General features: G+C 53.0%; 18 protein-coding genes. 10 read left to right on the top strand and 8 right to left on the bottom strand.

Annotation, left to right across the window (positions count from 1 at the left end; all coding sequences use genetic code 11):
• Positions 1 to 213 precede the first annotated feature (213 nt).
• The 5 genes from IV04_RS11140 (at position 214) to IV04_RS11120 (ending at position 5,943) form a co-directional block, all read left to right on the top strand.
• The gene (locus IV04_RS11140; RefSeq protein ID WP_037397827.1) at positions 214 to 933 is read left to right on the top strand and encodes a winged helix-turn-helix domain-containing protein; all 720 of its coding nucleotides are present in this window, start codon (positions 214 to 216) and stop codon (positions 931 to 933) included.
• Positions 934 to 953: 20 nt separating this feature from the next.
• Positions 954 to 2,291, top strand: coding sequence for an ATP-binding protein (locus IV04_RS11135; protein WP_037397822.1), 1,338 nt, complete (start codon positions 954 to 956; stop codon positions 2,289 to 2,291).
• 145 nt (positions 2,292 to 2,436) lie between these two features.
• Positions 2,437 to 2,988 (top strand): tyrosine-type DNA invertase, encoded by a 552-nt coding sequence (locus IV04_RS11130; RefSeq protein WP_037397819.1) that lies wholly within the window; start codon positions 2,437 to 2,439, stop codon positions 2,986 to 2,988.
• Positions 2,989 to 3,689: 701 nt separating this feature from the next.
• Positions 3,690 to 5,216: an MFS transporter gene (locus tag IV04_RS11125; RefSeq protein ID WP_037397816.1), complete on the top strand. Its 1,527-nt coding sequence runs from the start codon at positions 3,690 to 3,692 to the stop codon at positions 5,214 to 5,216.
• Between the two features lie 106 nt (positions 5,217 to 5,322).
• A complete protein-coding gene (locus IV04_RS11120; protein ID WP_051916756.1) occupies positions 5,323 to 5,943 on the top strand; it encodes a DUF2913 family protein in 621 nt (206 codons plus the stop codon).
• Between the two features lie 45 nt (positions 5,944 to 5,988).
• Here IV04_RS11120 and IV04_RS11115 read toward each other — a convergent pair whose 3' ends face one another.
• Positions 5,989 to 7,449 (bottom strand): EmmdR/YeeO family multidrug/toxin efflux MATE transporter, encoded by a 1,461-nt coding sequence (locus tag IV04_RS11115; protein ID WP_037397814.1) that lies wholly within the window; start codon positions 7,447 to 7,449, stop codon positions 5,989 to 5,991.
• A 182-nt stretch (positions 7,450 to 7,631) separates the two neighbouring features.
• On the opposite strand from IV04_RS11115, the gene IV04_RS11110 reads away from it, so the two are divergent.
• Together IV04_RS11110 and yfcF are read left to right on the top strand one after the other, a co-directional pair.
• The gene (locus IV04_RS11110; protein WP_037397812.1) at positions 7,632 to 8,285 is read left to right on the top strand and encodes a Qnr family pentapeptide repeat protein; all 654 of its coding nucleotides are present in this window, start codon (positions 7,632 to 7,634) and stop codon (positions 8,283 to 8,285) included.
• Positions 8,286 to 8,397: 112 nt separating this feature from the next.
• On the top strand, positions 8,398 to 9,033 hold the full coding sequence (yfcF, locus tag IV04_RS11105) for a glutathione transferase (RefSeq protein WP_037397809.1): 636 nt from the start codon (positions 8,398 to 8,400) through the stop codon (positions 9,031 to 9,033).
• 64 nt (positions 9,034 to 9,097) lie between these two features.
• On the opposite strand, the gene IV04_RS11100 is transcribed toward yfcF, so the two are convergent.
• Genes IV04_RS11100 through IV04_RS11090 form a run of 3 tightly spaced genes read right to left on the bottom strand, consistent with a single transcriptional unit; the run spans position 9,098 to position 13,133 of the window.
• The gene (locus IV04_RS11100) at positions 9,098 to 10,342 is read right to left on the bottom strand and encodes an amino acid permease (protein WP_037397806.1); all 1,245 of its coding nucleotides are present in this window, start codon (positions 10,340 to 10,342) and stop codon (positions 9,098 to 9,100) included.
• A 58-nt stretch (positions 10,343 to 10,400) separates the two neighbouring features.
• A complete protein-coding gene (locus IV04_RS11095) occupies positions 10,401 to 11,855 on the bottom strand; it encodes an NAD-dependent succinate-semialdehyde dehydrogenase (RefSeq protein ID WP_037397803.1) in 1,455 nt (484 codons plus the stop codon).
• A gap of 12 nt (positions 11,856 to 11,867) precedes the next feature.
• Positions 11,868 to 13,133: a 4-aminobutyrate--2-oxoglutarate transaminase gene (locus IV04_RS11090; RefSeq protein WP_037397800.1), complete on the bottom strand. Its 1,266-nt coding sequence runs from the start codon at positions 13,131 to 13,133 to the stop codon at positions 11,868 to 11,870.
• Between the two features lie 121 nt (positions 13,134 to 13,254).
• Here IV04_RS11090 and IV04_RS11085 point away from each other — a divergent pair, with 121 nt between their 5' ends.
• Positions 13,255 to 14,730 (top strand): PLP-dependent aminotransferase family protein, encoded by a 1,476-nt coding sequence (locus IV04_RS11085; protein ID WP_037397797.1) that lies wholly within the window; start codon positions 13,255 to 13,257, stop codon positions 14,728 to 14,730.
• A gap of 47 nt (positions 14,731 to 14,777) precedes the next feature.
• On the opposite strand, the gene IV04_RS11080 is transcribed toward IV04_RS11085, so the two are convergent.
• The 3 genes from IV04_RS11080 to IV04_RS11070 all read right to left on the bottom strand — a co-directional run bounded on the left by IV04_RS11080 (position 14,778) and on the right by IV04_RS11070 (position 19,700).
• A complete protein-coding gene (locus IV04_RS11080; RefSeq protein WP_037397794.1) occupies positions 14,778 to 16,121 on the bottom strand; it encodes an APC family permease in 1,344 nt (447 codons plus the stop codon).
• Positions 16,122 to 16,293: 172 nt separating this feature from the next.
• Positions 16,294 to 18,003, bottom strand: a complete 1,710-nt coding sequence (locus IV04_RS11075; RefSeq protein ID WP_037397791.1) for an amidohydrolase — start codon at positions 18,001 to 18,003, stop codon at positions 16,294 to 16,296.
• Between the two features lie 77 nt (positions 18,004 to 18,080).
• Positions 18,081 to 19,700 carry an ABC-F family ATP-binding cassette domain-containing protein gene (locus tag IV04_RS11070; protein ID WP_037397788.1) on the bottom strand — a complete coding sequence of 540 codons (1,620 nt, stop codon included), beginning with the start codon at positions 19,698 to 19,700 and terminating at the stop codon, positions 18,081 to 18,083.
• A gap of 442 nt (positions 19,701 to 20,142) precedes the next feature.
• Here IV04_RS11070 and IV04_RS11065 point away from each other — a divergent pair, with 442 nt between their 5' ends.
• Entirely contained in the window at positions 20,143 to 22,164 is a 2,022-nt protein-coding gene (locus tag IV04_RS11065; RefSeq protein WP_037397785.1) for an FAD-dependent oxidoreductase, read from the top strand.
• Between the two features lie 35 nt (positions 22,165 to 22,199).
• Here IV04_RS11065 and rlmG read toward each other — a convergent pair whose 3' ends face one another.
• On the bottom strand, positions 22,200 to 23,339 hold the full coding sequence (rlmG, locus tag IV04_RS11060; protein WP_037397783.1) for a 23S rRNA (guanine(1835)-N(2))-methyltransferase RlmG: 1,140 nt from the start codon (positions 23,337 to 23,339) through the stop codon (positions 22,200 to 22,202).
• Between the two features lie 150 nt (positions 23,340 to 23,489).
• Between rlmG and IV04_RS11055 the strand changes: the two genes are divergently transcribed.
• Positions 23,490 to 23,996, top strand: a complete 507-nt coding sequence (locus tag IV04_RS11055; protein ID WP_037397781.1) for a M48 family metallopeptidase — start codon at positions 23,490 to 23,492, stop codon at positions 23,994 to 23,996.
• Positions 23,997 to 24,047 lie beyond the last annotated feature (51 nt).

The raw sequence follows: 24,047 nt of genomic DNA, 5'->3' as shown, positions 1-24,047 counted from the left end.
AGCCGTTATCCTCCATGGTCCTACACCATCGATGCAAATATAATGTAGCGGCCAAACCACCAGAATAAAGTGCTAATTAAGTACTTTTCCTATCACTAACACCAAACTGCATACATACTTACAAGGGAGTTTACGCTCCTTCAGGTAAGCGTAATTGTCGATTCTTCATTAATGGATAACGTTTTTCCATCCACCTAATTGAGTGATAAATTTATGAGTGAACGAAAAACTATCGTGTTGGTTGAAGATGATCGCCCCTTGGCAACATTGATTTCCGATTTTTTACGGAACCATATGTTCAACGTCACCGTTATCGATAACGGTGAGGCTGCCGTTCCTCACATCCAACGGCATCATCCCCATCTGGTCTTGTTGGATGTCATGCTACCTGGCAAAAGTGGTATGGATATTTGCAAAGAGATCAGAGAGTTCTATCATGGCCCGATTATGATGTTAACGGCTTTGGGGGAAAATCTTGATCAGATCCTGGGGTTAGAACTTGGGGCTGATGACTATATTATCAAACCCGTTGAGCCTAGAGTGTTGCTGGCCAGGATCAGGACCCAGCTACGCCGAGCGAATAAACCCACTGAGGTAGAAAATAAGGATTCGGTTAATCCTGCGCTGGAACTCGGGCATTTGGTTATCACCCCAAACTCTCGAACTGTCTTTCTGTACCAGCAGGAAATTCCCATGACCACCGCAGAATTCGATCTGCTCCTGCTACTGGCTAAAAATGCAGGTCAGGTTCTCACACGCGATCAGCTGTTAATGGCACTGAAAGGCATTGATTTCGATGGGCTTGATCGCACTATAGATATCCATATATCCCGCTTGCGCAGAAAGCTTGACGATAACACCGAACATCCTAAAAAAATAAAAACTATCAGGGGAAAGGGATATCTTCTTAACCGTGATGGCTGGCAAGCCTAGAGCAACCTTGGTGAATAAAAATGAAAAACTGGACCAGGCTCATAATCTTCTTAAAGTTTTACATTTTTTTCTTACTTGCCGTTTTTACTACCTACGGCATTGTAGACCTTATCAGAGTTCAGACTGCCGATTACCTTAAAAACCGAGCAACTTACCAAGTCATCCGTGACATGATAAATTTATTAGAAACAAAATATCTCTCACGAGAAAGTGATGATAGTTTTACCAAAAAATTAGAACAATTTAATCAGTTATCCATTTATACTGCCAGTTTAGGCAAGTGGAATAATCTGCATGAATCGCTTACACCGGAGCAATACAAGAGAGCAACACAAGGAAGCATTATTTTCACTCAAGGCAATATAGCCCTAAAAAAAATCTTCGGTACTGATGTTGTTATCATTGTTAATGAAAATAGTCCGCATACCAATGCCACCATCAACAATGAAAACACGTTTGAAAAAAACGCACTCATTATTGAATTATCCGCAGCAGCTTTACTCATCGCTATCTTTTCTTATATCTGGCTGACACCAATTTGGCATGATGTCGTGAAAATACGCGAGAAAGCGATGCTTTTGAGTGCAGGAAAGTTTAAGACCAGAGTAGATAACACGTCATCAGATATTTTCAACCCTATTGCCACCGCCTTGAACGATATGGTAGATAAAATCCAAGAAGCCGCTGTGATGCGTAAATCCATGACCAACACCATGGCACATGAGTTGCGTACCCCTATCGCTAGAATAAGATTTCATCTTCATAACTATTTTGAGTCAAACAATAATGTTAAAAAAGAATCTATCATAGATAATATCTATAATGAAATTAGCCATGTAGAATCACTCATTGAAACTGCACTCAATTATGCCAGCCTTGAGGACTACAATAAGATCATTTCGCCACAGAAACAATATATCTCAACCTGGTTCGATGAAAAAATAGATTTATTCATTACAGACAGCGAAAAGATTACATTTATAAAAAAATACAATAACGATCTAGGTTGGGTCTTTATGGACTTAAATCTGATGACACATGTGTTGAACAATCTCCTCAGTAATGCCAAAAAACACACCAACGATACCATTCAGATCAGCGTAAGCCGTACTGAAGAGATACTCACTTTTTCTGTGGAAGATAACGGCAAAGGCATTTCCCTTGAGGATTATGATAAAATTTTCACCCCATTTTATAGAGGCAAAGGGGATCAAAAAGCGAATAACACCGGTTTCGGCTTGGGTTTGACGATCGTCTACAAAATCGTTGCGCTGCATCGCGGCAAAGTCTACGTGAGAACCTCGGAACTGGGTGGAGCCTGTTTCGTGGTTGAAGTCCCCTGCCATTATCAACAGTAAATTTACATTTAGAAAGATCGGCTACAAAAGGCAACAAGAGAGCGTCAAAACACAACTAAAGAGTAACCAAACTCACCATCTAAGAACACATAAAGCCAGTAGGATATCGGTATCAAATCAGCGGCAAGTCATAGCAGGAAAAGTGGTGAGAACCAGAAAATACTTAAACAAGAATGAAGTGGAGCGTTTATTAGCCAATGTTACGCGCGGAAATAATTATTATCGCGATCAGTGCATGATTTTGATGTGCTATATCCATGGATTCCGGGTGAGTGAACTAACCAATCTGCAGCTCTCGGATATTGATTTAGTAAACAAAACTGTCCACGTCAGCAGACTAAAAAATGGTTTTTCAGTGCAGCACCCGTTGCATGACACTGAAATTATCCTGCTCAAAGCCTGGTTGCAACAACGTTCGGCCTATTTAAATGCCGACAGCGCATGGCTTTTTCTTTCGCGTCACGGAACACGAATTTCGCGCCAACGTTTCTACAAAGCGGTTAAAAGCTATGGTGAGTCGGCGGGTATCAGCGTGGTAGTCACTCCACATATGTTGCGCCACTCGTGTGGTTATGCATTAGCGGAACAGGGGATGGATACACGTTTGATTCAAGACTATCTCGGGCACAGAAATATTCGTCATACGGTGCTCTATACCGCCAGTAATGCGGCAAGATTCAAGTCTATTATTTTTTAAACGATAAATACCGTGGTGATATCGGGTGAGGTGAAAAATATCAGGCCGTTTTTCAGATTAAAATCTGAAGGATGAGGTTGCGAGGAGTGTAAAAGAAATAGAGCAGGCGCTATGGCAAACGACGTGATTAATGACAACTCACCATCCGATGATCAACGTCAGATTGCCGTAATCCTATCCTACTTATGGCGAGGATAGAGTAAGCGCCTATGTTCTTAGCGGGTAAGGCCTTGGATGGCTTAGATCAGAAAGGTAATACAATTGAGCCAATCCGCTTGCACAAATCAGAGTAAGCTTCGTCGAGTTTTTCAAAAAATTTAGAGATAGCCAGCATGGTTTTCATGGTCGTTTCCTCATTGGTTCTTGGTGTTTTTTAGTGTGACCCATGTCACAAAACTGAATTTACTCTTTTCAAAACACCATTTCAATATTTTTGTGACAAAAATCACAAAAAAAATGCGATTTCGCCAATTCGGCTCACCGAACACATTTTTTCTCAAGTTGAGCAAAAAATCTCAATTAATTGATTTTAAATCAATTTAACAAAAATAATACACTCAGATAGCAAAATTCTCCAACCTGTACCCTTTCTGCGCAAAACGTTGTTGTGTGATCTCCATCTCGTTTCTCACCCCCCAACAGTAATATAAAGAAACAACGTGTCATATAAATTGAAACAGTGTTTTATATACGGCGGATACATGGAAAAGCAGATAACAGTCAGGCATACGGTCGCATACGGCAGTGCGAACTTATTGGGAAGCGGAGCATTAGCGATCAGCGGTGCCTGGTTAATGTACTTCTATACGACCTTTTGTGGCCTTTCTGTCGTAGAAGCCGCAGCTATCTTCTCGCTGGCCAGCATTCTTGATGCCATCAGTAACCCGATCATGGGCTACATTACGGATAACTTTTACAATACGCGGCTTGGCCGGCTGTTTGGTCGCCGCCGGTTCTTTATCCTCATCGGGATCCCGCTGGTGCTGTTCTATCCGTTGCTGTGGATGAGCGGGTTTGGCTTCTGGTACTACTTACTCACCTACGCCCTGTTTGAATTAATCTACACCTCAATCATGGTGCCTTACGAAACCCTGGCAACAGAAATGACCACCGATTTTGCCAAGCGCTCCAAGCTGACCGGCTCAAAAGCTATCTTTGGTAAAATCGCTAACTTTATGGCCGCTTTTATTCCTGGCCAGTTTATCGCCATCTACGGTAAAGACTCCCCAACGCCGTTCCTTTATACCGGTATCGCCTACGGTGCAATCATGTGTGTTGCCATGATTGCCCTGTATGTCTCCTCATGGGAGCGCCCGGCCAGTGAAGTGGTAAAAGAGACCACCAGCAGCCTGGGGCAAGCGCTGAAAAAGCTGTGTATTGATATGATCTCCACCTTCCGTTTGCGTATTTTCCGCAAGCATTTGGGCATGTATCTGTTTGGCTTCGGCGCGGAATGGCTGTTTGCTTCTTCATTTACCTATTTCATCATCTTCGGCCTGCGCCAAAGTGCCGTGCTGGTTTCACAACTCAATAGCTTCAGTTCGGTCATGCAACTGGTCTCAACCGCCTTCTTTATTGGTATCTGCGTGAAAATGGGCTTTGCCCGGCCATTCCGCATTGCCTTGCAGGTGGTCATTGTCAGCGTTATTGCTTACGCAGCGCTCTACTTTACCGGTTGGTCCGATACCGCCACGGTGATCGTCCTGTTTGCCATTACTGCCGTTTTTGGCCTGAGCACCGGGGGGATCTACTACATCCCTTGGACCGTTTATACCTTCCTGGCTGACGTGGATGAAGTCCTTACCGGGCGTCGCCGTGAAGGGCTGTATGCTGGCGCAATGACATTCGCCGGGAAAATGGTGCGTTCTATCATCGTGTTCGCCATGGGCTGGACGCTCAGCAAGTTTGGCTTTGTCTCTGGGCAGCCAGTACAGCCAGAAACGGCGGTGCAGGCGATTGTCGGGGTCTTCGCAATTGGCGTAATCGCACTGGCACTGGTCGCGATTTTCTACACCACGCAAATGAAGCTGGACAGAAAGAGCCACATGGTGCTGCTGGAAGAGATTGCGCGGATTAAAGCCGGGGGAGCCATGGCGGATATCTCTCCGGCTCACCGAGCCATTATCGAAGAGTTGACCGGCTGGAAGTATGAACAATGCTGGGGCAATAACCCGTTGGGGCAAAAAGTACCGCAGGAAAAACTGACCGAATTAACGGCACAGAAATAATCACTTTTTCGGGAAGCACAATGTGGCTTCCCGAAAACTTTCCCCAATAAAAACCAGAGGTTAGGGATCAATCCCAAATCTAGTTAGTTCTTCTACGGTATTTGCCATGACTGATATCGATAATAAAAACAGGGAATTAGCCCATTTTGCTTTTTGTGCTCAGATCGCGATGAAGCTGGCGGAACAGGATGGGAAGGTGACCTCTTTTTTAGACGGGCATTTGTTTTTGCTGCGCTGGCTGCTCACGGCACAAAAACAAAAACGCTTTACCAAACAAGTTGCTCCCGAAATAGCCTGGCTGATCGCCCGTGGCCGTCAATTAGGTATGCACAGCAGGCTCTATGAACGCATACAGTATTTGTATTTTTCCTGGGTGGACCCGATCAATCAGCAGCCCGATTTACACCGGCTGACCTATATTATCGAAGCTCTGAAAAATGCAGGCTGGCGCTACTACGTCCTGACGCCAGAAGAGTGGAGAACGGGCGAAGTGCCTGCCCGAGTGAATGGCATCAACGCGTTGATGCTCGAAATGAACCATCTTGACGAGGTTTTCTGTAAACAGGGTTCACAACTGGCACCGCTGGAGGTCAGGGTGCTGGGTGATTTACAAGTTTTTGGCATCTTACTGCTGGAGCAGAAATTCCACGTTTTTCAGGTGCTCGGCGAAACCCCCTATGCACGCCTGTTTGTCAGCATCGACGAGCAAATCCCGGAAGTGGCCTAGGTCTCTTTAATGCAGGTGTGATTCACCTGCATTAGAACAGTTTGATTACTCAGCCAGTTTTTTATGCTCGGTTATGGCCAGTGGGGTTTTCTTGATACGCGGATACTTCCACAGCCAGTGCCCGCTGGCCATACGCCAATAGAAGAACGCTCCGCGTACCGCCCAATCACTGAACATCCCCAGCCACACCCCGATCACCCCCATCCCTAGCAGCACGCCCAAGGTATAACCGGCCACCACGCGGCAACCCCACATGCCTAACATTGAGACCCACATGGTAAAACGGGCATCACGCGCACCTTTCAACCCGGCGGGCAGCACCCAAGACGCCGCCCAGATCGGCATAAACGCCGCGTTCAGCCAGATCAAGATTTTCACTACCTCTTTAACATCCTCTTCCTGGGTATATAAAGAGGCAAACAGCCCGGCGAACGGCGCGGTTCCCCAGGCTAGCATCGTCAAGCCGATGGTTGCCAGCCAGAAGACATAGCGCAGTTGCTTCTCGGCCTGAGCTATTTGCCCTTTACCCAGACGCTTGCCGACAATAATGGTCGACGCCGAGCCCAAAGCGCTCCCCGGCAGGTTAATCAGCCCGGCAATAGAAAAGGCAATAAAGTTACCGGCGATCACGTTGGTCCCCATACCGGCAACAAACATCTGCGTCAGCAACTTTCCACAGTTGAACAGCACCGACTCGATACTGGCGGGGATACCAATCCCCAGCACATCACGCAGGATATTGCTGTTCAGCGGGGTGAAATAACTCTTCAATGAAATACGCAGTGCCGGGTTCAGGCCAATCATCAACACATAAATAATGCCGATAGCGCCGAGATAGCGGGAAATGGTCAGCCCCAGACCCGCACCGACAAAGCCCAGCCCATTCCAGCTAAACAGGCCATAAATCAGCGTACTGCTGATCAGAATATTGAGGATATTCATACCGACATTAATCAGCAGCGGGATCTTGGTATTCCCCGCCCCACGCAGCGCCCCGCTGCCAATCAGCGCAATCGCCGCCGCCGGGTAGCTCCACACCGTGGTTTGCAGATAGGAAAGCGCTAGCGCTTTAACCTCGGGCGTGGCGGCACCGGCAATCACATTAATAATATGCTCACCCGCCAGGTGGATCGCTACCGCCAGTAATAACGCCACTGCGGTCATCAACACCAACGACTGGCGCGCCGCAGCCCTTGCCCGCTTGCGATCTCGCGTACCGAGGCTAAAGGCCACCACCACCGTGGTCCCCAGATCGACTGCGGCGAAAAAGGCCATCACCACCATGTTGAAGCTGTCTGCCAGGCCAACCCCCGCCATCGACTCTTTACCGAGCCAACTGACCAGGAAGGTACTCAGCACCCCCATCAGCAATACGCAGGTATTTTCTAAAAAGATCGGCAGAGCCAACGGGGTAATCTCACGCCAGAAGAGCACCCGATAGCTTTTTCGTTTGGCATACCAGCGCGTATGGGTCACGCTCTGGCGCAGTGCCGCGTGTAAGTTCAAAATTGGCCTGAAGAGTAGAAGTGAAACAACGTTTCAATCATGATTTATAAGCGCTTGCACTGCAAGGGATATCCGAAGTATTTCAAATTACAGCGGGATGATTGCAGAGAAAGGAAGTTATTTCCTTTCATCACCCACCTCAGGTACTATCCTAAAAACTGTATAAAAAAACAGGTGATAAAATGCAACCGATAGTCCTGCAATCCACGCGGATCGAACGCGATCGATTTCGCGGTGCGACCATCACCAATGGCAAGTTCCTTAACTGTGATTTCTCCGGTGCCGATCTGACGGATACCCAGTTTGTCGGCTGCCTGTTCTATGACGAAGCTACCCAACTCGGTTGCTCCTTCAACCGGGCAGTGCTGAAAGATGCCAGCTTCAAAAGCTGCGATCTCTCCCTGGCGGATTTCAGGAATACCAGCGCGTTAGGCTTGGAGATCCGCGAGTGCAAAGTACAAGGGGCCGATTTTCGCGGTGCCAACTTTATGAACATGATTTCGCAACGCAGCTACTTTTGCAGCGCTTTTATCACCAAAAGCAATCTGAGTTACACCAACTTCTCCAAGGTGGTGCTGGAAAAATGTGAACTGTGGGAAAACCGCTGGAACGGTGCCAACGTGCTCGGTGCCAGCTTTATCGGATCAGACCTTTCCGGCGGTGAATTCAACCATTTCGACTGGCGGTCCGCCACGTTCAATCATTGCGATCTTACTGGTTCCGAGCTGGGTGAACTGGATCTCCGTCAGGTTGACCTGGAAGGCGCGCAACTGGATAGCCAGCAGATTGTCGGTTTAATCGATCGGCTAGGCATCGTGCTAGTCAGTGATTCCTAGCCTTCATTAACCAACCTAATGCCTCATTATTTTTTATCATCAGCACGGTGCCTTGATTTGGTTTGCTTTTTCGCCAATGATTTCGGTTCCTCTTAACTCATCAGGAACACCAATGAATCCGTCAACAGCCGTGCTTTACACCGATGCAAACTTTGTCAGCCCTTACGCCATGTCGGTATTTATTACTCTGACCGAAAAGGGAATTCCGTTCACCCTCAAACCGGTAGATTTGTCACAGGGCGAAAACCAGGGCCAAGCCTACGGCGCCCTGTCGTTGACCCACCGGGTACCTACGCTGGTAATCGATAATTTTCATCTTTCCGAATCTTCCGCCATTGATGAGTATCTGGAAGAGATCCACCCTGCTCATCCGGTCTACCCGCAGGATGCCAAACAGCGTGCCAAAGCGCGTGAAGTTCAGGCCTGGTTGCGCAGCGATTTGCTGCCACTGCGTGCAGAACGCCCGACAGAAGTCATTTTCAACCAGGGTAAATTCGCCCCATTGAGTGCGGCAGCCCAACAGGCCGCACAGAAGCTGATCGCTGCAGCGGGAAAGTTGCTGAGCCACGGCCAGGATCATCTGTTTGGCGAGTGGTGCATCGCTGATACCGACTTAGCTCTAATGCTTAATCGGTTGGTGATGCACGGTGACGAAGTTCCGGAGAATCTGCGTCGTTACGCACAGCGGCAATGGCAACGCCCTGCGGTGCAGGCTTGGCTGGCGCTGCCGGAAAAAATGCGGAGTTAAAAATCGGCGGCCACAGCGCCGCCGTTCTCACACTGAGAAACACAACATCACTTTCAGGAAAACGTCACCACCCGGCAGGTAAATAGCCCAAGAGCGAAGCAACGGCATACACCGCACCGCCCATATACAGCAGTACAATACTCACTTGCAGAATCGGATGAGTGATCCAGTTGCACTGCCAGAGCGGTGCCTGATCGCCAGATTGACGCGCGCGTCGCAAGATCAGCATCGGCATGATCGACAGGATCACACCGCTGAATACCCCAGCGAAATACAGCGCATTAACGAAAGAAACCAGGCCGCTGTAGGCCAAAGCAAACGGCGGAAGCACTACCAGCAGCAGTACGCCAAAGCGACGGAAAGGTTGCTCATCGTCCCCCAACCGGAACTTGTCGAAGATATTAGTCAGGAAACTGCCGCCCAATCCCCAGTAAGAAGTCAGCATCGCGCACAGTGCAAAGATGTTGGCAGAGAAGAAGGCCCATTGCCCCAACGCCTGGCCCCAGGAAATGGTGGCAACATCAGAAATATTATTCAGCCCGCTAAGAGCAATCACCGACATCGGCACCGCTGCCAGCAACAGGAAGGTGATCGCCATACCGACGATGATCGCTTTTGGCAGTTGTGCTGGCTTGTCCGCGAAACCACGCGCCATCTCGGGCACGATGTATTGTGCAGAAAAACAGAACACCACCACGCTGAACACCGGCACCATAAAACGCCAGTCACCGTCCAGCAGATTGCGCATTTGGGTGGTTTCTTTTAACAGCGTCGCGGCCACCAGCATGGCAATCATCACCACCATGCCGATACTGATAAATTTCTCGCCACGGCCAATGGCTTTCAGGCCCAGATACAACACCAGCGCCGCCGGGATAAAAAACAGCAGGCTACCGAGGGCCGGGGAAATACCGAGCAGGGATTGCAGCAATTTACCGCTGCCGGTCATGTAGGCGGTGAGTGCACCAACGCTGTTGACACAGACTGAAGCAAACATCAGCCAGGAGCCAAAGCTGCCAACATAACGCCGGGCCAGCCCGCTCAGTTGCAGATGCGCCCGGGTACGCAGAGTCGATTCAGCCACATAAAGCATGGTGATGGTAGTCAGGCAACCGACCAGCACCAGCCAGAATAACAGAGGTAAATAGCCTGCCTTGCTGGAGGCGTAGGCGATGGAGAGCACGCCAGCGCCGATGTTGGTCCCCACGATCATGGCGACCCCTTCGAGGAAACTCAGTGATTTGGCGGGTGCAGATACCCGCTCCCCGGCGGCAACCGCCGGAGAAATAGCGATGTTTTCAGAAGGCATAGTTCATCCTTTGCATCCCGGCAGCCCACGCCACCGGGAAGTGTTGAAGTCCAGGGGGTTAACAGCTCACATCGATACACAGGTATTTCAGCTCCAGATATTCTTCAATGCCGTAGCGCGATCCTTCACGCCCAAGCCCAGACTGCTTGACGCCACCAAATGGTCCGACTTCGTTGGAAATCAACCCGGTATTGATCCCCACCATGCCGTACTCCAAAGCTTCCGGTACCCGCCACTGGCGTGCCGCGTTCTGAGTGAACAGATAAGCCGCCAGGCCAAATTCAGTATCATTAGCCATGGCGATAGCCTCTGCTTCGTCATGGAAACGGAATAACGGTGCCACCGGGCCGAAGGTCTCTTCTTTGGCAAAACGCATTTGCTGTGTCACCCCGGTGATCACCGTCGGCTGGAAGAAAGTCCGGCCCAACGCGTGTGGCTGCCCGCCGGTAGCAATCTGTGCCCCTTTGATCAGCGCATCATCAATGTGGCTTTGCACTTTCTCCACTGCGCCCTGATCGATCAGCGGCCCCTGCGTGGTGCCGTCCTGCGAGCCATCACCCACTTTCAGTTGCTCCACTGCGGCGACCAGTTTGTCCACCAAACGATCATAAATGCCGTCCTGCACGTAGATCCGGTTGGCGCACACGCAGGTCTGGCCGCTGTTGCGGAACTTCGACGCCATAATGCCCGCCACAGCGGCATCCAGATTGGCATCATCGAACACGATAACCGGTGCGTTACCGCCCAGTTCTAACGACAGCTTTTTGATCGTCGGCGCGCACTGCGCCATCAGAATGCGCCCCACTTCGGTGGAACCGGTGAAGCTCAGTTTGCGCACCACCGGGCTGTCGCACAGCACTTTGCCAACCTGTGCAGGTTCGCCAGTAATCACCTGCAACACGCCTGCCGGGATCCCGGCGTCCTGTGCCAGTTTAGCCAGCGCCAGCGCGGTCAGCGGCGTCTGCTCAGCCGGTTTGACGATCATGGTGCAGCCCGCCGCCAGAGCCGGTGCAGCCTTGCGGGTGATCATCGCCGCCGGGAAGTTCCACGGGGTAATCGCCGCGCAAACGCCGATCGGCTGTTTCACCACCACCAGCCGTTGCGACGCCAGCGGTGCCTGTAGTACGGCACCATCGACACGTTTGGCCTCTTCAGCAAACCAGGTGATAAACGAGGCGGCATAGGCCACCTCACCACGCGCTTCAGCCAGCGATTTACCCTGTTCAGCGGTCATCAGTTGCGCCAGATCTTCCTGCGCCGCCATCACTTTATCGGCCCAAGCCAGCAGCAACGCTGAACGTTGTTTGGCCGTCAGTTGCTTCCAGCCGATTTGCGCCTGCTGTGCGGCAGCGATCGCCTGTTGGGTTTCTTCCGCGCTGACCAACGGAACCGTGGCCAATTCGGCCCCAGTGGCCGGGTTGATCACCGCTTCACGCTTGCCGCTGCGCGCATCACACCATTCACCGTTGATCAAACATTGGCTGCGCAGTAATTCGGGATTATGTAATTTCATCGTTCTCGCTCCTTATTGGGCCAGCGCACGCGCAAGGATCGCCAGCGCCTGGCTAAACTGGGCATCAGGGATGGTCAATGGATAGAGGAAACGAATCACGTTGCCATATACGCCACAGCTGAGCAGCAGCAAGCCTTCTTCCTGGGCTTTTTGCTGCACCTGACGGGTAAACTCCGGTGATGGTTTGCCCGTAGCCGGATCGTTGAACTCCACCGCCACCATCGAACCCTTGGCACGGATATCGGCAATCGCCGGGCAATGTTTACGCGCCTGTTGCAGTACTTCGACCAAGTCTTGCCCCAAACGCTGTGAGCGCTGGCACAGTTGCTCTTCTTCGATCACCTCCAGCACTGCCAGTGCGGCGGCCACCGCCAGCGGGTTACCCGCATAGGTGCCACCAAGCCCGCCCGGTGCGGGGGCGTCCATCACTTCGGCACGGCCAGCCACTGCCGACAGCGGCATCCCCCCCGCCAGGCTTTTCGCCATCGTGATCAGGTCTGGTTTCACCGCGTAGTGGTCCATGGCGAACAGCTTGCCCGTGCGGGCAAAGCCAGTTTGCACTTCATCCGCAATCAGCAAGATGCCGTTCTGATCGCACAATGTGCGTAACGCCTGCATAAATTCCGGCGGCGCAATATTGAAGCCGCCCTCGCCCTGCACCGGCTCCAGCACAATCGCTGCCACCTGTTTCGGGTCGATATCGGCTTTAAAAATACGCTCCAGGCTGTTCATCGCGTCTTCGGTGCTGACGCCATGCAGCGCATTCGGATACTGGCCGTGGAACACCGAACCGGGGAACGGGCCAAAACCCAGTTTGTAAGGAGCCACTTTGCCGGTCAGCGCCATGGTCATGTAAGTACGGCCATGGAAGCCGCCGCCGAAGGTGATCAAGCCTGGGCGACCGGTATAGGCGCGGGCAATTTTCACCGCGTTTTCCACCGCTTCTGCGCCCGTGGTGAAGAAAGCGGTTTTACAGGCCCCTTCGATCGGCGCACACTGGTTGATGCGCTCCGCCAGCGTGACATAGCTTTCATACGGCACAATCTGGTAAGCAGTATGGGTGAAAGCCTGGAGCTGTTTTTCTATGGCAGCCACTACCTTCGGATGGCGATGGCCGGTATTGAGCACGGCAATACCCGCAGCGAAATCGATCACCTCATTGCCTTCTACATCCCACAAAGTGGCATTCTCAGCGCGCTCTGCGTAAAAACCACACATCACACCAATCCCACGTGGAGTGGCGGCTAAACGGCGTTGATTCAGTTCTGCGTTTTTCATCTGGTGTTCTCCGGACAGTGTCTGTTGTCAATTCTGTTCACAACTGCGAAACAATGAGGTTTATTTACCCAGGATGTGGCCCTATAATCTAGTGCCAGTTACGTTTAATTGAGGGATCCAATTGCGCTCATTAAGTGGTGACCTGTTGCTGCAACGCCTCGGCGAGCAGCCCGGTGATAAGCTGCATAAACGGCTTTACAATGCGATCCGCACCAGCATTCTGGACGGCAGCCTGCCCCCTTCCAGCCGCTTACCGGCGTCGCGCGATCTGGCTCAGGAACTCAGTTTATCCCGCAACACGGTGTTAACGGTTTACGAACAACTGCTGGCTGAAGGATATGTGCTTTCGCGTCAGGGAAGTGGAACCTTCGTCGCAGAAACCGTGCCGGACAGCTATCTCTCCACGACCAGCCAGCCGGTTAACGATAACGGCGAACAACGGCGCGTTGAGCTGTCAAAACGTGGGGCCACTTTGCTGCACCACGCCAGCGCCAGCCCGAAGCAGTGGGGCGCGTTTATCCCCGGCGTGCCCGACGTCAATGCCTTTCCACATCAGATTTTCAGTAAGATCCAGGCGCGCATCAGCCGCCGCCCCACTCCGCAACGTTTGACCTACAGCAATCAGGGTGGCAGCCCGGAACTGCAACATGCGTTGGTGGATTATCTGCGTGTGGCACGCTCGGTGCGCTGTTCACCGGAACAGATCCTGATTACCGAGGGCATTCATCAGGCCATCGATCTGGTGACCCGAATGCTGTGCAACCCTGGCGACAATGCCTGGATCGAAGAACCGGGCTATTGGGGCATACGCAATATTCTGCGGATGAACGACGTCAATATTTGCCCGTGTGAAGTGGATGAAGCAGGTATGGTGCCAGCAGAGCAAACCACGAGTGCGCCACGGCTGATTTTTGTCACCCCTTCGCATCAATATCCGCTGGGTTCCGTGATGAGTTTGGCACGGCGGCAGCGGCTGCTGGCGTTGGCACGCTATGCCGGTAGCTGGATTGTGGAAGATGACTATGACAGCGAATTCCGCTTCTCGGGGCAGCCGATCCCGGCGCTGCAAGGGTTAGAGGCCGATGCGCCAGTGATTTATATCGGCACCTTCAGCAAAACGCTGTATCCCGCCCTGCGCCTGGGCTATATGGTGCTGCCAAAACCGCTAATGAAAGAGTTCAAAATCGCCCATGCCGAGCTGTATCGCGGTGGGCATCTGTTGATCCAGGCGGCGCTGGCACAGTTTATTCAGGAAGGGCACTACACGGCCCACATCCGCCGTATGCGTTTATTGTATGCCAAACGCCGCACGTTTCTTACCGCGCTGATTGAGCAACACTTGGGTAAACAGGCCTTGAGTGAGTTTAATAGCAATGCCGGGCTGCACCTGATCCTCAATCTGCCCAACAATGCCGACGATGTAGCCATTGCCGCCGCAGCCAGCGCGCGCGGGGTCTTGGTGCGCGCGCTGTCGCGTTATTACATGCAATCCAGCACCCGGCGCGGCCTGCTGATGGGGTTTGCCTGCGTGCCGGAAGAACAGATGGCCGCAGCGTTCAGCGTGCTGCTGGAGTGTATTTATACTGATGGACGTTAAAAAGACAAAGGCGACCCCATGGATCGCCTTTGAAAAGCCTGAACGACTCAATCTATCAGGTGAGAAATATCGTCATGGGCAACCGCCGGGGGATCCTGGCGCATCCCTTTAGTCAGCCACAGCAGATAAAGGAAACCGGCCAGCAGCCAGATAAAACCGACTTTCAACGCTTCTGGATCCAGGTTGAACCACAGCCAGACGCACATGGCAAAACCGATCAGCGGCAGCAGGCCGTATTTGAGCATCGCCCCCAAGCCACGGCGTTTTTCATTCACCAGGAAGTGTTTGATCACGCTGAGGTTGACGAAGGTGAACGCCCCCAAAGCACCAAAGCTGATCATCGAAACCACCATGCTGAGATCCATCCACAGCGCCAGCAGGGAGATGATGGCGACAAACACAATCGCACGCCACGGCGTATGGAAACGGGCGTGGAGATGGAAGAATACTCTGCGCGGCAACACCCCTTCGCGCCCCATGGCGTAAAAGATCCGGGATACGCCGGTTTGCGCCGTCATCGACGAGGCGTAAACCCCGGTGAGGTAAGTGGCCATAAAGAAGTTGTACATCCACTTCCCGCCAACGTGCTCGGAGATAATCAGGCTGGCAGTATCCTGATAAGGGATCAGCGCCTTCCAGTCTGGATACGCCAGATGAGCAGCGTAAGAAACAGCGACAAAAATCGCCCCGGCACTGATCACGGTGATCAGAATAGCGCGCGGCAGCGTGCGTTTGGCGTCGGCGGCTTCCTCGGCCATGGTGGCAATGGCATCAAACCCCAGAAACGCCAGGCACAGCACCGCAGCACCGGCGATCAGGCCAGAAAAATCACCGGCATCCACCAGCAATGGCTTCATCAGCGCCTCTGGGCTGAGATCGGCCCCGCTGAATGACAAGGCAATAAACAGCACGATAAACACCATCTGCAGAGCGATCAGCGTGAAGTTCACGGAGTTCAGCAAGCGTACCCCGAGAATATTCAACAAGCTGACGCTAACGATGGAAGTCAGAATAAACACGTAAGCAGGGATCGACGGAAACGCCTCGTGCAAGAAAATACCTAAAACCAGATAGTTAAGCATGGGCAGGAACAGATAATCGAGGATCTGCGCCCAACCGACCAGGAAACCGGTTTTACCGCCAAAACTGCGCTGAACATAAGAGTAGGCCGACCCGGCCAACGGCATGGCGTTGGTCATCCGGCAATAGCTCAAAGCGGTAAACAGAATGGTGACGATGGTCACCAGATAAGCGATGGGCAAGTGGCCCTGACTTAAAACGGTAACCTGACCATAGGTGGTAAATACGCCCAGCGGCACCATATAGGCGAGGCCGAACGCAACCAAGGCAGGGGTTTTAAGAACTCGTTGCAACCGAATATTTTGCGGCATTACCGTATCATCTCCTGATACAAAACTGCATCGTTAATCAGCGTTTTTTAAGCTGCGTAAAATTAAGGAAACGAATACTGGCACAAGACAAGGCGCCGGGGAAGTTAACAATCAGCTTTCTACTTTTTAATCGGGCGGGAATGGCTCAATGCCCGTTCCCGCCCGGTCACATTTACGCCTGGTAGACCACTCGGCCACCCACTAGCGTCCGTTCAATACGGGTCTGGTACAGCTTCTCTGCCGGTTGCTCAAACAGGTTTTGCTGCAGCACGATCGCATCAGCGAATTTGCCCACTTCCAGCGAACCGATGTATTGCTCTTTGGCAATCATATAGGCCGCATCAATGGTCGCTGCACGCAGCGTTTCGATCAGCGTCAGGTTGCGATCGTTATCCAGACGCGGCCCAGCAGGGTTGCCTTCGCTATCCCACGCGCGGCGGGTCATACCGACCTGCAGGTTATACCATTCGTCCAACCGATCGATCGGCCAGTCACTGCCGTAAGCCACGCGCGCTCCTGCGTCCAGAAAACGTGCCGCCGGTTCCAAGTGAGGGAAACGTTCCTCACCCAGCATTTCACGCTCTTCATCAATCAGCACGCCGGGTAAACCAGCCCACTGGAATGACAGCACCGCCGTCGCGCCCAACTCGGCAAAACGTGCGTACTGATGTGCTGCCACCAATTCGTTGTGTGCCAAGCCAGGGCGAATGTCCTTGCCAGGGCAGGCGGCACGCATCAGTTCAACCGCGTCCAGCACCTGTTCGATCGCCCCATCCCCCACCGTATGGGTGTGCGGATGCAGGCCAGCGCGGCCACACTCCACCATCAGCGCGTTCAGCACTGGCGTGGTGAAGTAGAGATCGCCATAGCGTTCACCTGGCATTTCACCGTGGTGTTCACGATACGGCCGCAACAGCGCGGCGGTCATGGTCGGCGGTTGCAACACGCCATCCACAAACAGCTTCAAGTGATCAACCGCAATACCGGCCTGCGGCGTCCACTCTTTATCGCCCCACTGCTTGGCGAAGGCGACCACCTCCTGCACCGCCCGGGCGGCATCCTCTGGCCCCTGCACGCTGTCTGGCGTCACTTCTTTCGCCCCGAGAACGCGCAGCGTCAGATCACCGCGCTCGCGCAGCGCGGCAAAGGCCGCAAGCTGTTCAGCAAACACACGGGTATCCATCACAGTGGTAACGCCTTGAGAGTGCAACACCTGCTGCACGTGAGCGGCAATCTGCACGTTCTGCTCAGCGGTGCCAGAAGGAATGCTGTCGAAGGCACGCATCGCGGGCGCATCTTCCAGGATCCCCGTCAGTTGGCCGTTGGCACCGCGGGCTATTTTGCCATCTGGCGGTACTGGGGTATTTTCATCAATCCCCAGCATTTGCAGCGCACGGCTGTTGGCCGCCAACGTATGACAATCGTTGGAGAATAACGCCACCGGGCGGCGGGTATTCAGCGTATCCAGCACCGCACGGCTCATGTCAGCCCCGACCGGTACCATGGCCTGACGCTGCCAAGCGCGCACCGTCAGCCATTCGTTATCATCATGAGCCGGGTATTTGTCCAGGTGTGCCTGGATATGCTGCAAGGTCTGTTCCACCGTCAGCGCCGCATAATGCAAACTGCAGCCTTTCAGCTGCTTACCGCCCCAGAACGGATGCATATGGCTGTCGATCAGGCCCGGCATCATCATTTTGCCATGCAGATCGATACGCTCGGTTGTCGGTGTTGCAAGCGCCAGCACTTGCTCATTATCCCCGACAGCCAGCACGTATCCCTGCCCTACTGCCAACGCGCTGCAAACCTGGTTTGCCGCATCCGCCGTGAAAATAATGCCGTTGTAATAAATTACGTCGGCAGTTTTTGCCACTGGTGTCATATCAAAGCTCTCAAAATCGTACAAAACGATCCTAAGTATAGATCTGAGTCCGGGGAAAACTGAAATCCTTGGCCCGGCTATATCGCTTGAAAGTGCCAGTTCCCATTCTGCCAATACAACCGATGAGTCAGTTTCAATGCCTGCAGGAAATCCTCATCGTGTGATACCACCAGCATCGCACCGGGGAATGCCGCCAACGCGACCTCAATCGCCTGAGCTGAAGCCAGATCCACGTGGTTGGTCGGTTCATCCAGCAACAATAATTGCGCAGGCTCACGACGCCATAGCACACAGGCCAATGCCGCCTTCAGGCGTTCTCCGCCACTCAGTACCGATAATGGCAACATAATCCGCTCGGCACTCAATTGCAGATTCGCCAGTTGGCTACGCAGAACCCCCTCAGCCAGTGGAGTATCCTGTATACCAAGGTGATCGACGACCGAACGCGTCAGATCGAGTAAAGAGAGATTTTGATCGAGATAAGCTGGCACTACTGAACAGTGGCAATGACCACTAACGGCGGGTAACTGCCCGATGATCACTTTCAGTAAGGTAGATTTTCCACAGCCATTCGGGCCAGTGATAGCGACACGCATTGGGCCATCCATCCGCCAGTTGAGTAACGGCATAGAGATGAAAGGCAGTTGCAGTTGCTCCAAGACTAACACCTGCTTACCTGCCGCCACTGTACTGCCTGGCAAAGTCAGCATCACCGGGTTATCTTCTGCCACCCTATCCCGAGCCTCACGCACGGCGTTATCCAACGAACTCTTTTGCCCCTGATGCTGTTTCCGTATTGTCCCCATGATGTCGCGGGCCGCGCCTTTGATGGCCGCTTTCTCAAAAGAGGCAACGTTCCGGGTGTTCACAGATCTCAGCGCCTGGGCGGAACGGCGTTGGTAATTATCATGCTCTTTCTGCAGACGGATGCGGGCCCGTCGCCTTTCCAGTACCCTATGTTCCAGTTGATTACGCGCCGCTTGCTGCTCCTGCTCCCGCTGCTGATGGTAATCATGATAATTGCCACCGTAGCTGCGCAGTGCATCCGGGTTAAGTTCAACAATTCGCTGCATCCGTGCCAATAATTGCCTATCGTGGCTGGCTATCAACAGGCCTCCAGGCCACTGCGCAATCTGTTGATACAACCATTCACGCCCGTTAACGTCGAGATGATTGGTGGGTTCATCCAGCAACAGGAAATCCGCCCCTGTCAGCAATGCACCACACAAAGCTGCACGCATACGCTCACCACCGCTCAGGCCACTGGCTGGCCGTTGCGGGTCAAAAGCGGGTAACCCTGCACTGGCAAACGCTATTTTCAGGCGTTCGGCCAGATCCCACTGACCTTCCAGACAATCAATATCATCATGCTGCGGGCATCCCTGCTCGAGGCGTGCCTGTGCGGCAAAAATCTCCCCATAACCCAGCATTTGCGCCAGAGTCATCTGTTGAGTGATGTGCGGTTGCTGTGCGACATAGGCGAAAGAAGCGTGAGTTTCAACATGCCCAGCAGCGGGTTTATCCAAACCCGCAATCAGGCGTAGCAAACGGGTTTTCCCTACGCCATTGCGCCCCACTAGCCCATAGTGCTGCTGTTCCAGAGTTTGGTTAAGCGGACCAAACAAGATTTCGCCATTAGCAAACTGACAGGTTAATTGATGTAAAACGAGGTAAGGAGACTGCGCAAAGTGAGCCATAAACACTCCTGAATGAAATCAAAACCCCCCATTCGGCACTGACATGCACGACATGGGACAAGATATCAACAGGTGTGGTTATTCATCTTCGCTAATGGCTCCGCAGATAGAAAGAGGCTGAAAATGTATTCCCTAAACGGCTAACGGGTATACAGCACGCAAATGCTAGCTGATTTTTCATACACGTTGCAACTCACGATTCATGATATTCATCACATTCAGCGCATCCTTAATTCCCAACGCCGCCGACAACGGCTAGATTTATCTCGTCCGACCACTCGGTAACACCTATAACTATACCCAAAATAATTCGAGTTGCTTGTAGGCGGCAACGGAACGAAGCCCCAGGAGCTTACTCAGGTAAGTGACTGGGGTGAGTGAAGGCAGCCAACACCCAAGCAACTTGAAGTATGACGGGTATATAACTACATTGGAGACTGCAATGAGCGCATACCCCCACCTGCTGGCGCCGCTGGATCTCGGCTTCACCACCCTGAAAAACCGGGTGCTGATGGGTTCGATGCACACTGGCCTGGAAGAATTACCGAATGGCCCGGAGCGCCTGGCGGCATTTTATGCCGAACGCGCGGCAGCGGGGGTCGCCCTGATTGTCACTGGCGGTATCGCACCCAATGAAAAAGGAGTGGTACAGCACGGTGCTGCGATCTTGAATCAACCAAAGCAGATCGCGCATCATCGGATCATCACCGATGCGGTGCATCAGGCAGGCGGCAAAATCGCGCTGCAGATTCTGCACGCCGGGCGTTACAGCTATCAGCCACAACCGGTAGCTCCTTCCGCCTTACAAGCGCCGATTAGCCCGTTCACCCCAACAGCGCTGACGAGCGCAGAAATCGCACAGACCATTGCCGACTTCGCCCACTGTGCCGCGCTGGCGCAACAGGCGGGTTATGACGGCGTTGAGGTGATGGGTTCCGAAGGTTACTTGATTAACCAGTTTCTGGTGGCGCGTACCAATCAGCGCAGCGATCAATGGGGCGGCAGTTTCAGCAACCGTATGCGTTTCGCCGTAGAAACCGTGCGTGCCGTGCGGCAAGCGGTCGGCCCAGAATTTATTCTGATCTACCGTCTTTCCATGCTCGATCTGGTGGAAGAAGGCTCAAGCTGGCAGGAGATCGAACAGCTCGCCATGGCGATCGAACAGGCCGGTGCCACACTGATCAATACCGGCATTGGCTGGCATGAAGCACGTATCCCGACCATCGCCACTATGGTGCCGCGCGCCGGGTTCACCTGGGTGACGCACAAGCTGATGGGCAAAGTGACGATCCCGTTGATCGCCACCAACCGCATCAACGATCCGGCAGTCGCGGAGCAGGTGTTGGCCGAAGGCTGCGCCGATATGGTTTCTATGGCGCGCCCGTTCCTGGCCGATGCGGCTTTTGTGCAAAAAGCGGCAGAAGGCCGTGCCGATGAGATCAACACCTGTATCGGCTGCAATCAGGCCTGCCTGGATCAGATTTTCGAAGGCAAACTCACCTCTTGCCTGGTGAACCCCCGAGCTTGCCGCGAAACCGAAATGCCGCTGATTCCGGCAGAAAAACCCAAACGGCTGGCGGTGGTCGGTGCAGGCCCTGCCGGGCTGGCATTCGCCACCACCGCTGCCAGCCGTGGGCATCAGGTAACGCTGTTTGACGCTGCCGATGAGATTGGTGGGCAATTCAACATCGCTAAACAGATCCCCGGCAAAGAAGAGTTTCACGAAACCCTACGCTACTTCCGCCGCCAGTTAGCGCTGCGCGAAGTGACGCTGAACCTGGGGCATCAGGTGCAAGCAGAGGATTTGGCCGATTTCGATGAAGTGATCCTCGCCTGCGGCATCGTGCCACGCCTGCCAGCGATTCCCGGCATCGAGCAGGCCAACGTGCTGAGTTATCTTGATGTTTTGCGTGACAAAAAACCGGTCGGCCAACGGGTGGCGATCGTTGGCGCTGGCGGGATCGGTTTTGATACCGCCGAATACCTCAGCCAGCACGATCTCTCCAGCAGTCTGGATCGGCAGGCATTTAACCGCGAATGGGGAATTGATGCACTGCTTAACCAGCGAGGGGGCTTGAGCGCCCAAGGGCCGCTGGTGCCACCAGCCCCACGCAAGATCTTCCTGTTGCAGCGTAAAAGCAGCAAAGTGGGTGAAGGGCTGGGCAAAACTACCGGTTGGATCCATCGCACCAGCCTGTTAATGCGCGGTGTGAAGATGCTGAACGGCGTCAGCTATCAGCGCATTGATGATCGAGGCTTACACATCGTGCGCGCCGATCAGAAAAGCTGCCTGGAGGTGGATACCATTGTGATTTGCGCCGGGCAGGAACCGCGCCGTGAATTGCAACAACCGCTGTTGGCAATGGGGAAAACCGTGCATTTGATTGGCGGTGCCGACGTGGCCGCTGAGCTGGATGCACGCCGCGCTATCGATCAGGGCACACGGCTGGCGATGGCGCTGTAAAACTGGGGCGCAGCGTAACACTGCGCCCGCACACATTAACGCCGTGCGCCAGACTTGACCGCTTTGAGGATCACGAACTTCTGGTTAGACGCCAAGGTGGTGCAGTTACCAAACAGGCGCTTCAACTTCTGGTAATAATCCAGGTGGCGGTTGCCAACGATGCGCAGTTCACCCCCGACTTGCAGGCAACGCTTGGCATCGCAGAACATCTGCCAGGCCGTATGATCGGTGATCGCATGCTGCTGGTGGAACGGGGGGTTACACAACACGGCCTGCAAACTTTCACGCTCAATACCCGCCAGTGAGTTGTTCACTTCAAACTGGCAGCGATCCATCTCCTGCGGCAGGTTGTGCGCTACGTTCAGCTCGCTGGACGCCACCGCCATATAAGACTCATCGACAAAAGTCATCTGCGCTTCTGGGTTTTGCACCAGCGCTTGCATACCGATAATGCCGTTGCCACAGCCAAGATCGACGATATGGCCGCCCAGATCCTGCGGCAAATGCTCGAGGAACAGGCGCGCACCAATGTCCAGGCTGCCGCGTGAAAATACGTTGGCGTGATTGTGGATCAGCCACTCTGTACCATCTAGCAGCCAGTTGGTGGTTTCCGGAGCAGTTGGAGGCACGATGTCGCTCACCTGGCAATAAATCAGGCGCGCCTTTTTCCAGGCCAGGCTGGTGCGGGTCGGGCCGAGCACGCGCTCAAACACCTGCATGGTCGACGTATGCACGTCACGGGCTTTGGCACCGGCGATAATCAGCGTGTCGGCAGCCACCACGCTGCGCAGCGCCCGCAGTTGCTGCTCCAGCAAGGCCAGCGCTTTCGGCACCCGAATCAGCACCACCGCCGGGTTGGCAGGCAGTTCCGCCAGGCTGTCCAGCTGCGTCACCTGTTCAACATCCAGTTCATTCAGCCGTAGATTATGGCGGGTTGCCAGTTGGCTCATGTAAGAGTCAGTGATGCTGTAAGGCTTATGAGCATGCAAAGCGCAGGCCAGCGCGCCGAAATTATCGTTGAAAATCAGCACAGGGCGCTCGCCCACGGCGATATTTTCAAGCTGTTGCAGCAGATATTCATCCGCAGCTTCCCACGCCTGTAGTTGGGTGGATTCTTCTTGTTGGGGATAACGCTCCAGCTCAAGTTGCTGTGTTCCCAGATCGAGTTGGCTCATTGCCCCTCCTGACTGATAAAATTTGAGCCGTTTATCCCCTAAAAACGCGCATCAGTAAAATGTTTTTTGGGATTAATTGCCCTTTGCGGGATTTGCGCGGAAAAACGTCATACAATATAGGCCCCGTTTCGCCACTGAATTCTGAACAGCATGTCTGAGTTGACCTACCTGCAAGGCTATCCCGAACATCTGCAAGCGCAGGTGCAGCAGTTGATCCAGCAGCAACGGCTGGGCGAAGTGTTATTGCAACGCTACCCGCAGGTGCACGACTACACCACCGACAAGTCGCTCTATCAGTTTACCGTCGATCTGAAAAACCAGCATCTGCGCAATGCCCAACCGTTGAGCAAAGTGGCCTACGACGGCAAAATTCAGGTGATGAAACATGCGCTGGGTATGCATACCGCCATTTCTCGCGTGCAGGGCGGTAAGCTGAAGGCCAAAGCGGAGATCCGTGTAGCGACAGTGTTCAAAAACTCGCCAGAAGCTTTTCTACGGATGATTGTGGTGCATGAGTTGGCGCACCTGAAAGAGAAAGACCATAACAAAGCGTTCTACAGCCTGTGTTGCCATATGGAACCCAGTTATCACCAACTGGAATTTGATACCCGGTTGTACCTCACACATCTGTCATTATTTGGTGCGCTGTACGGCTAACACAATCATTCGCCTTCCATTTATGGCGTGTTAATCTGGTTCCCTAAGCCA

The sequence above is a fragment of the Serratia sp. Ag1 genome (assembly GCF_000743355.1).
Lineage (GTDB): Bacteria > Pseudomonadota > Gammaproteobacteria > Enterobacterales > Enterobacteriaceae > Chania.
Note: the sequence above shows the minus strand (reverse complement) of the source record. Positions and strands in the feature narration are given on the sequence as shown.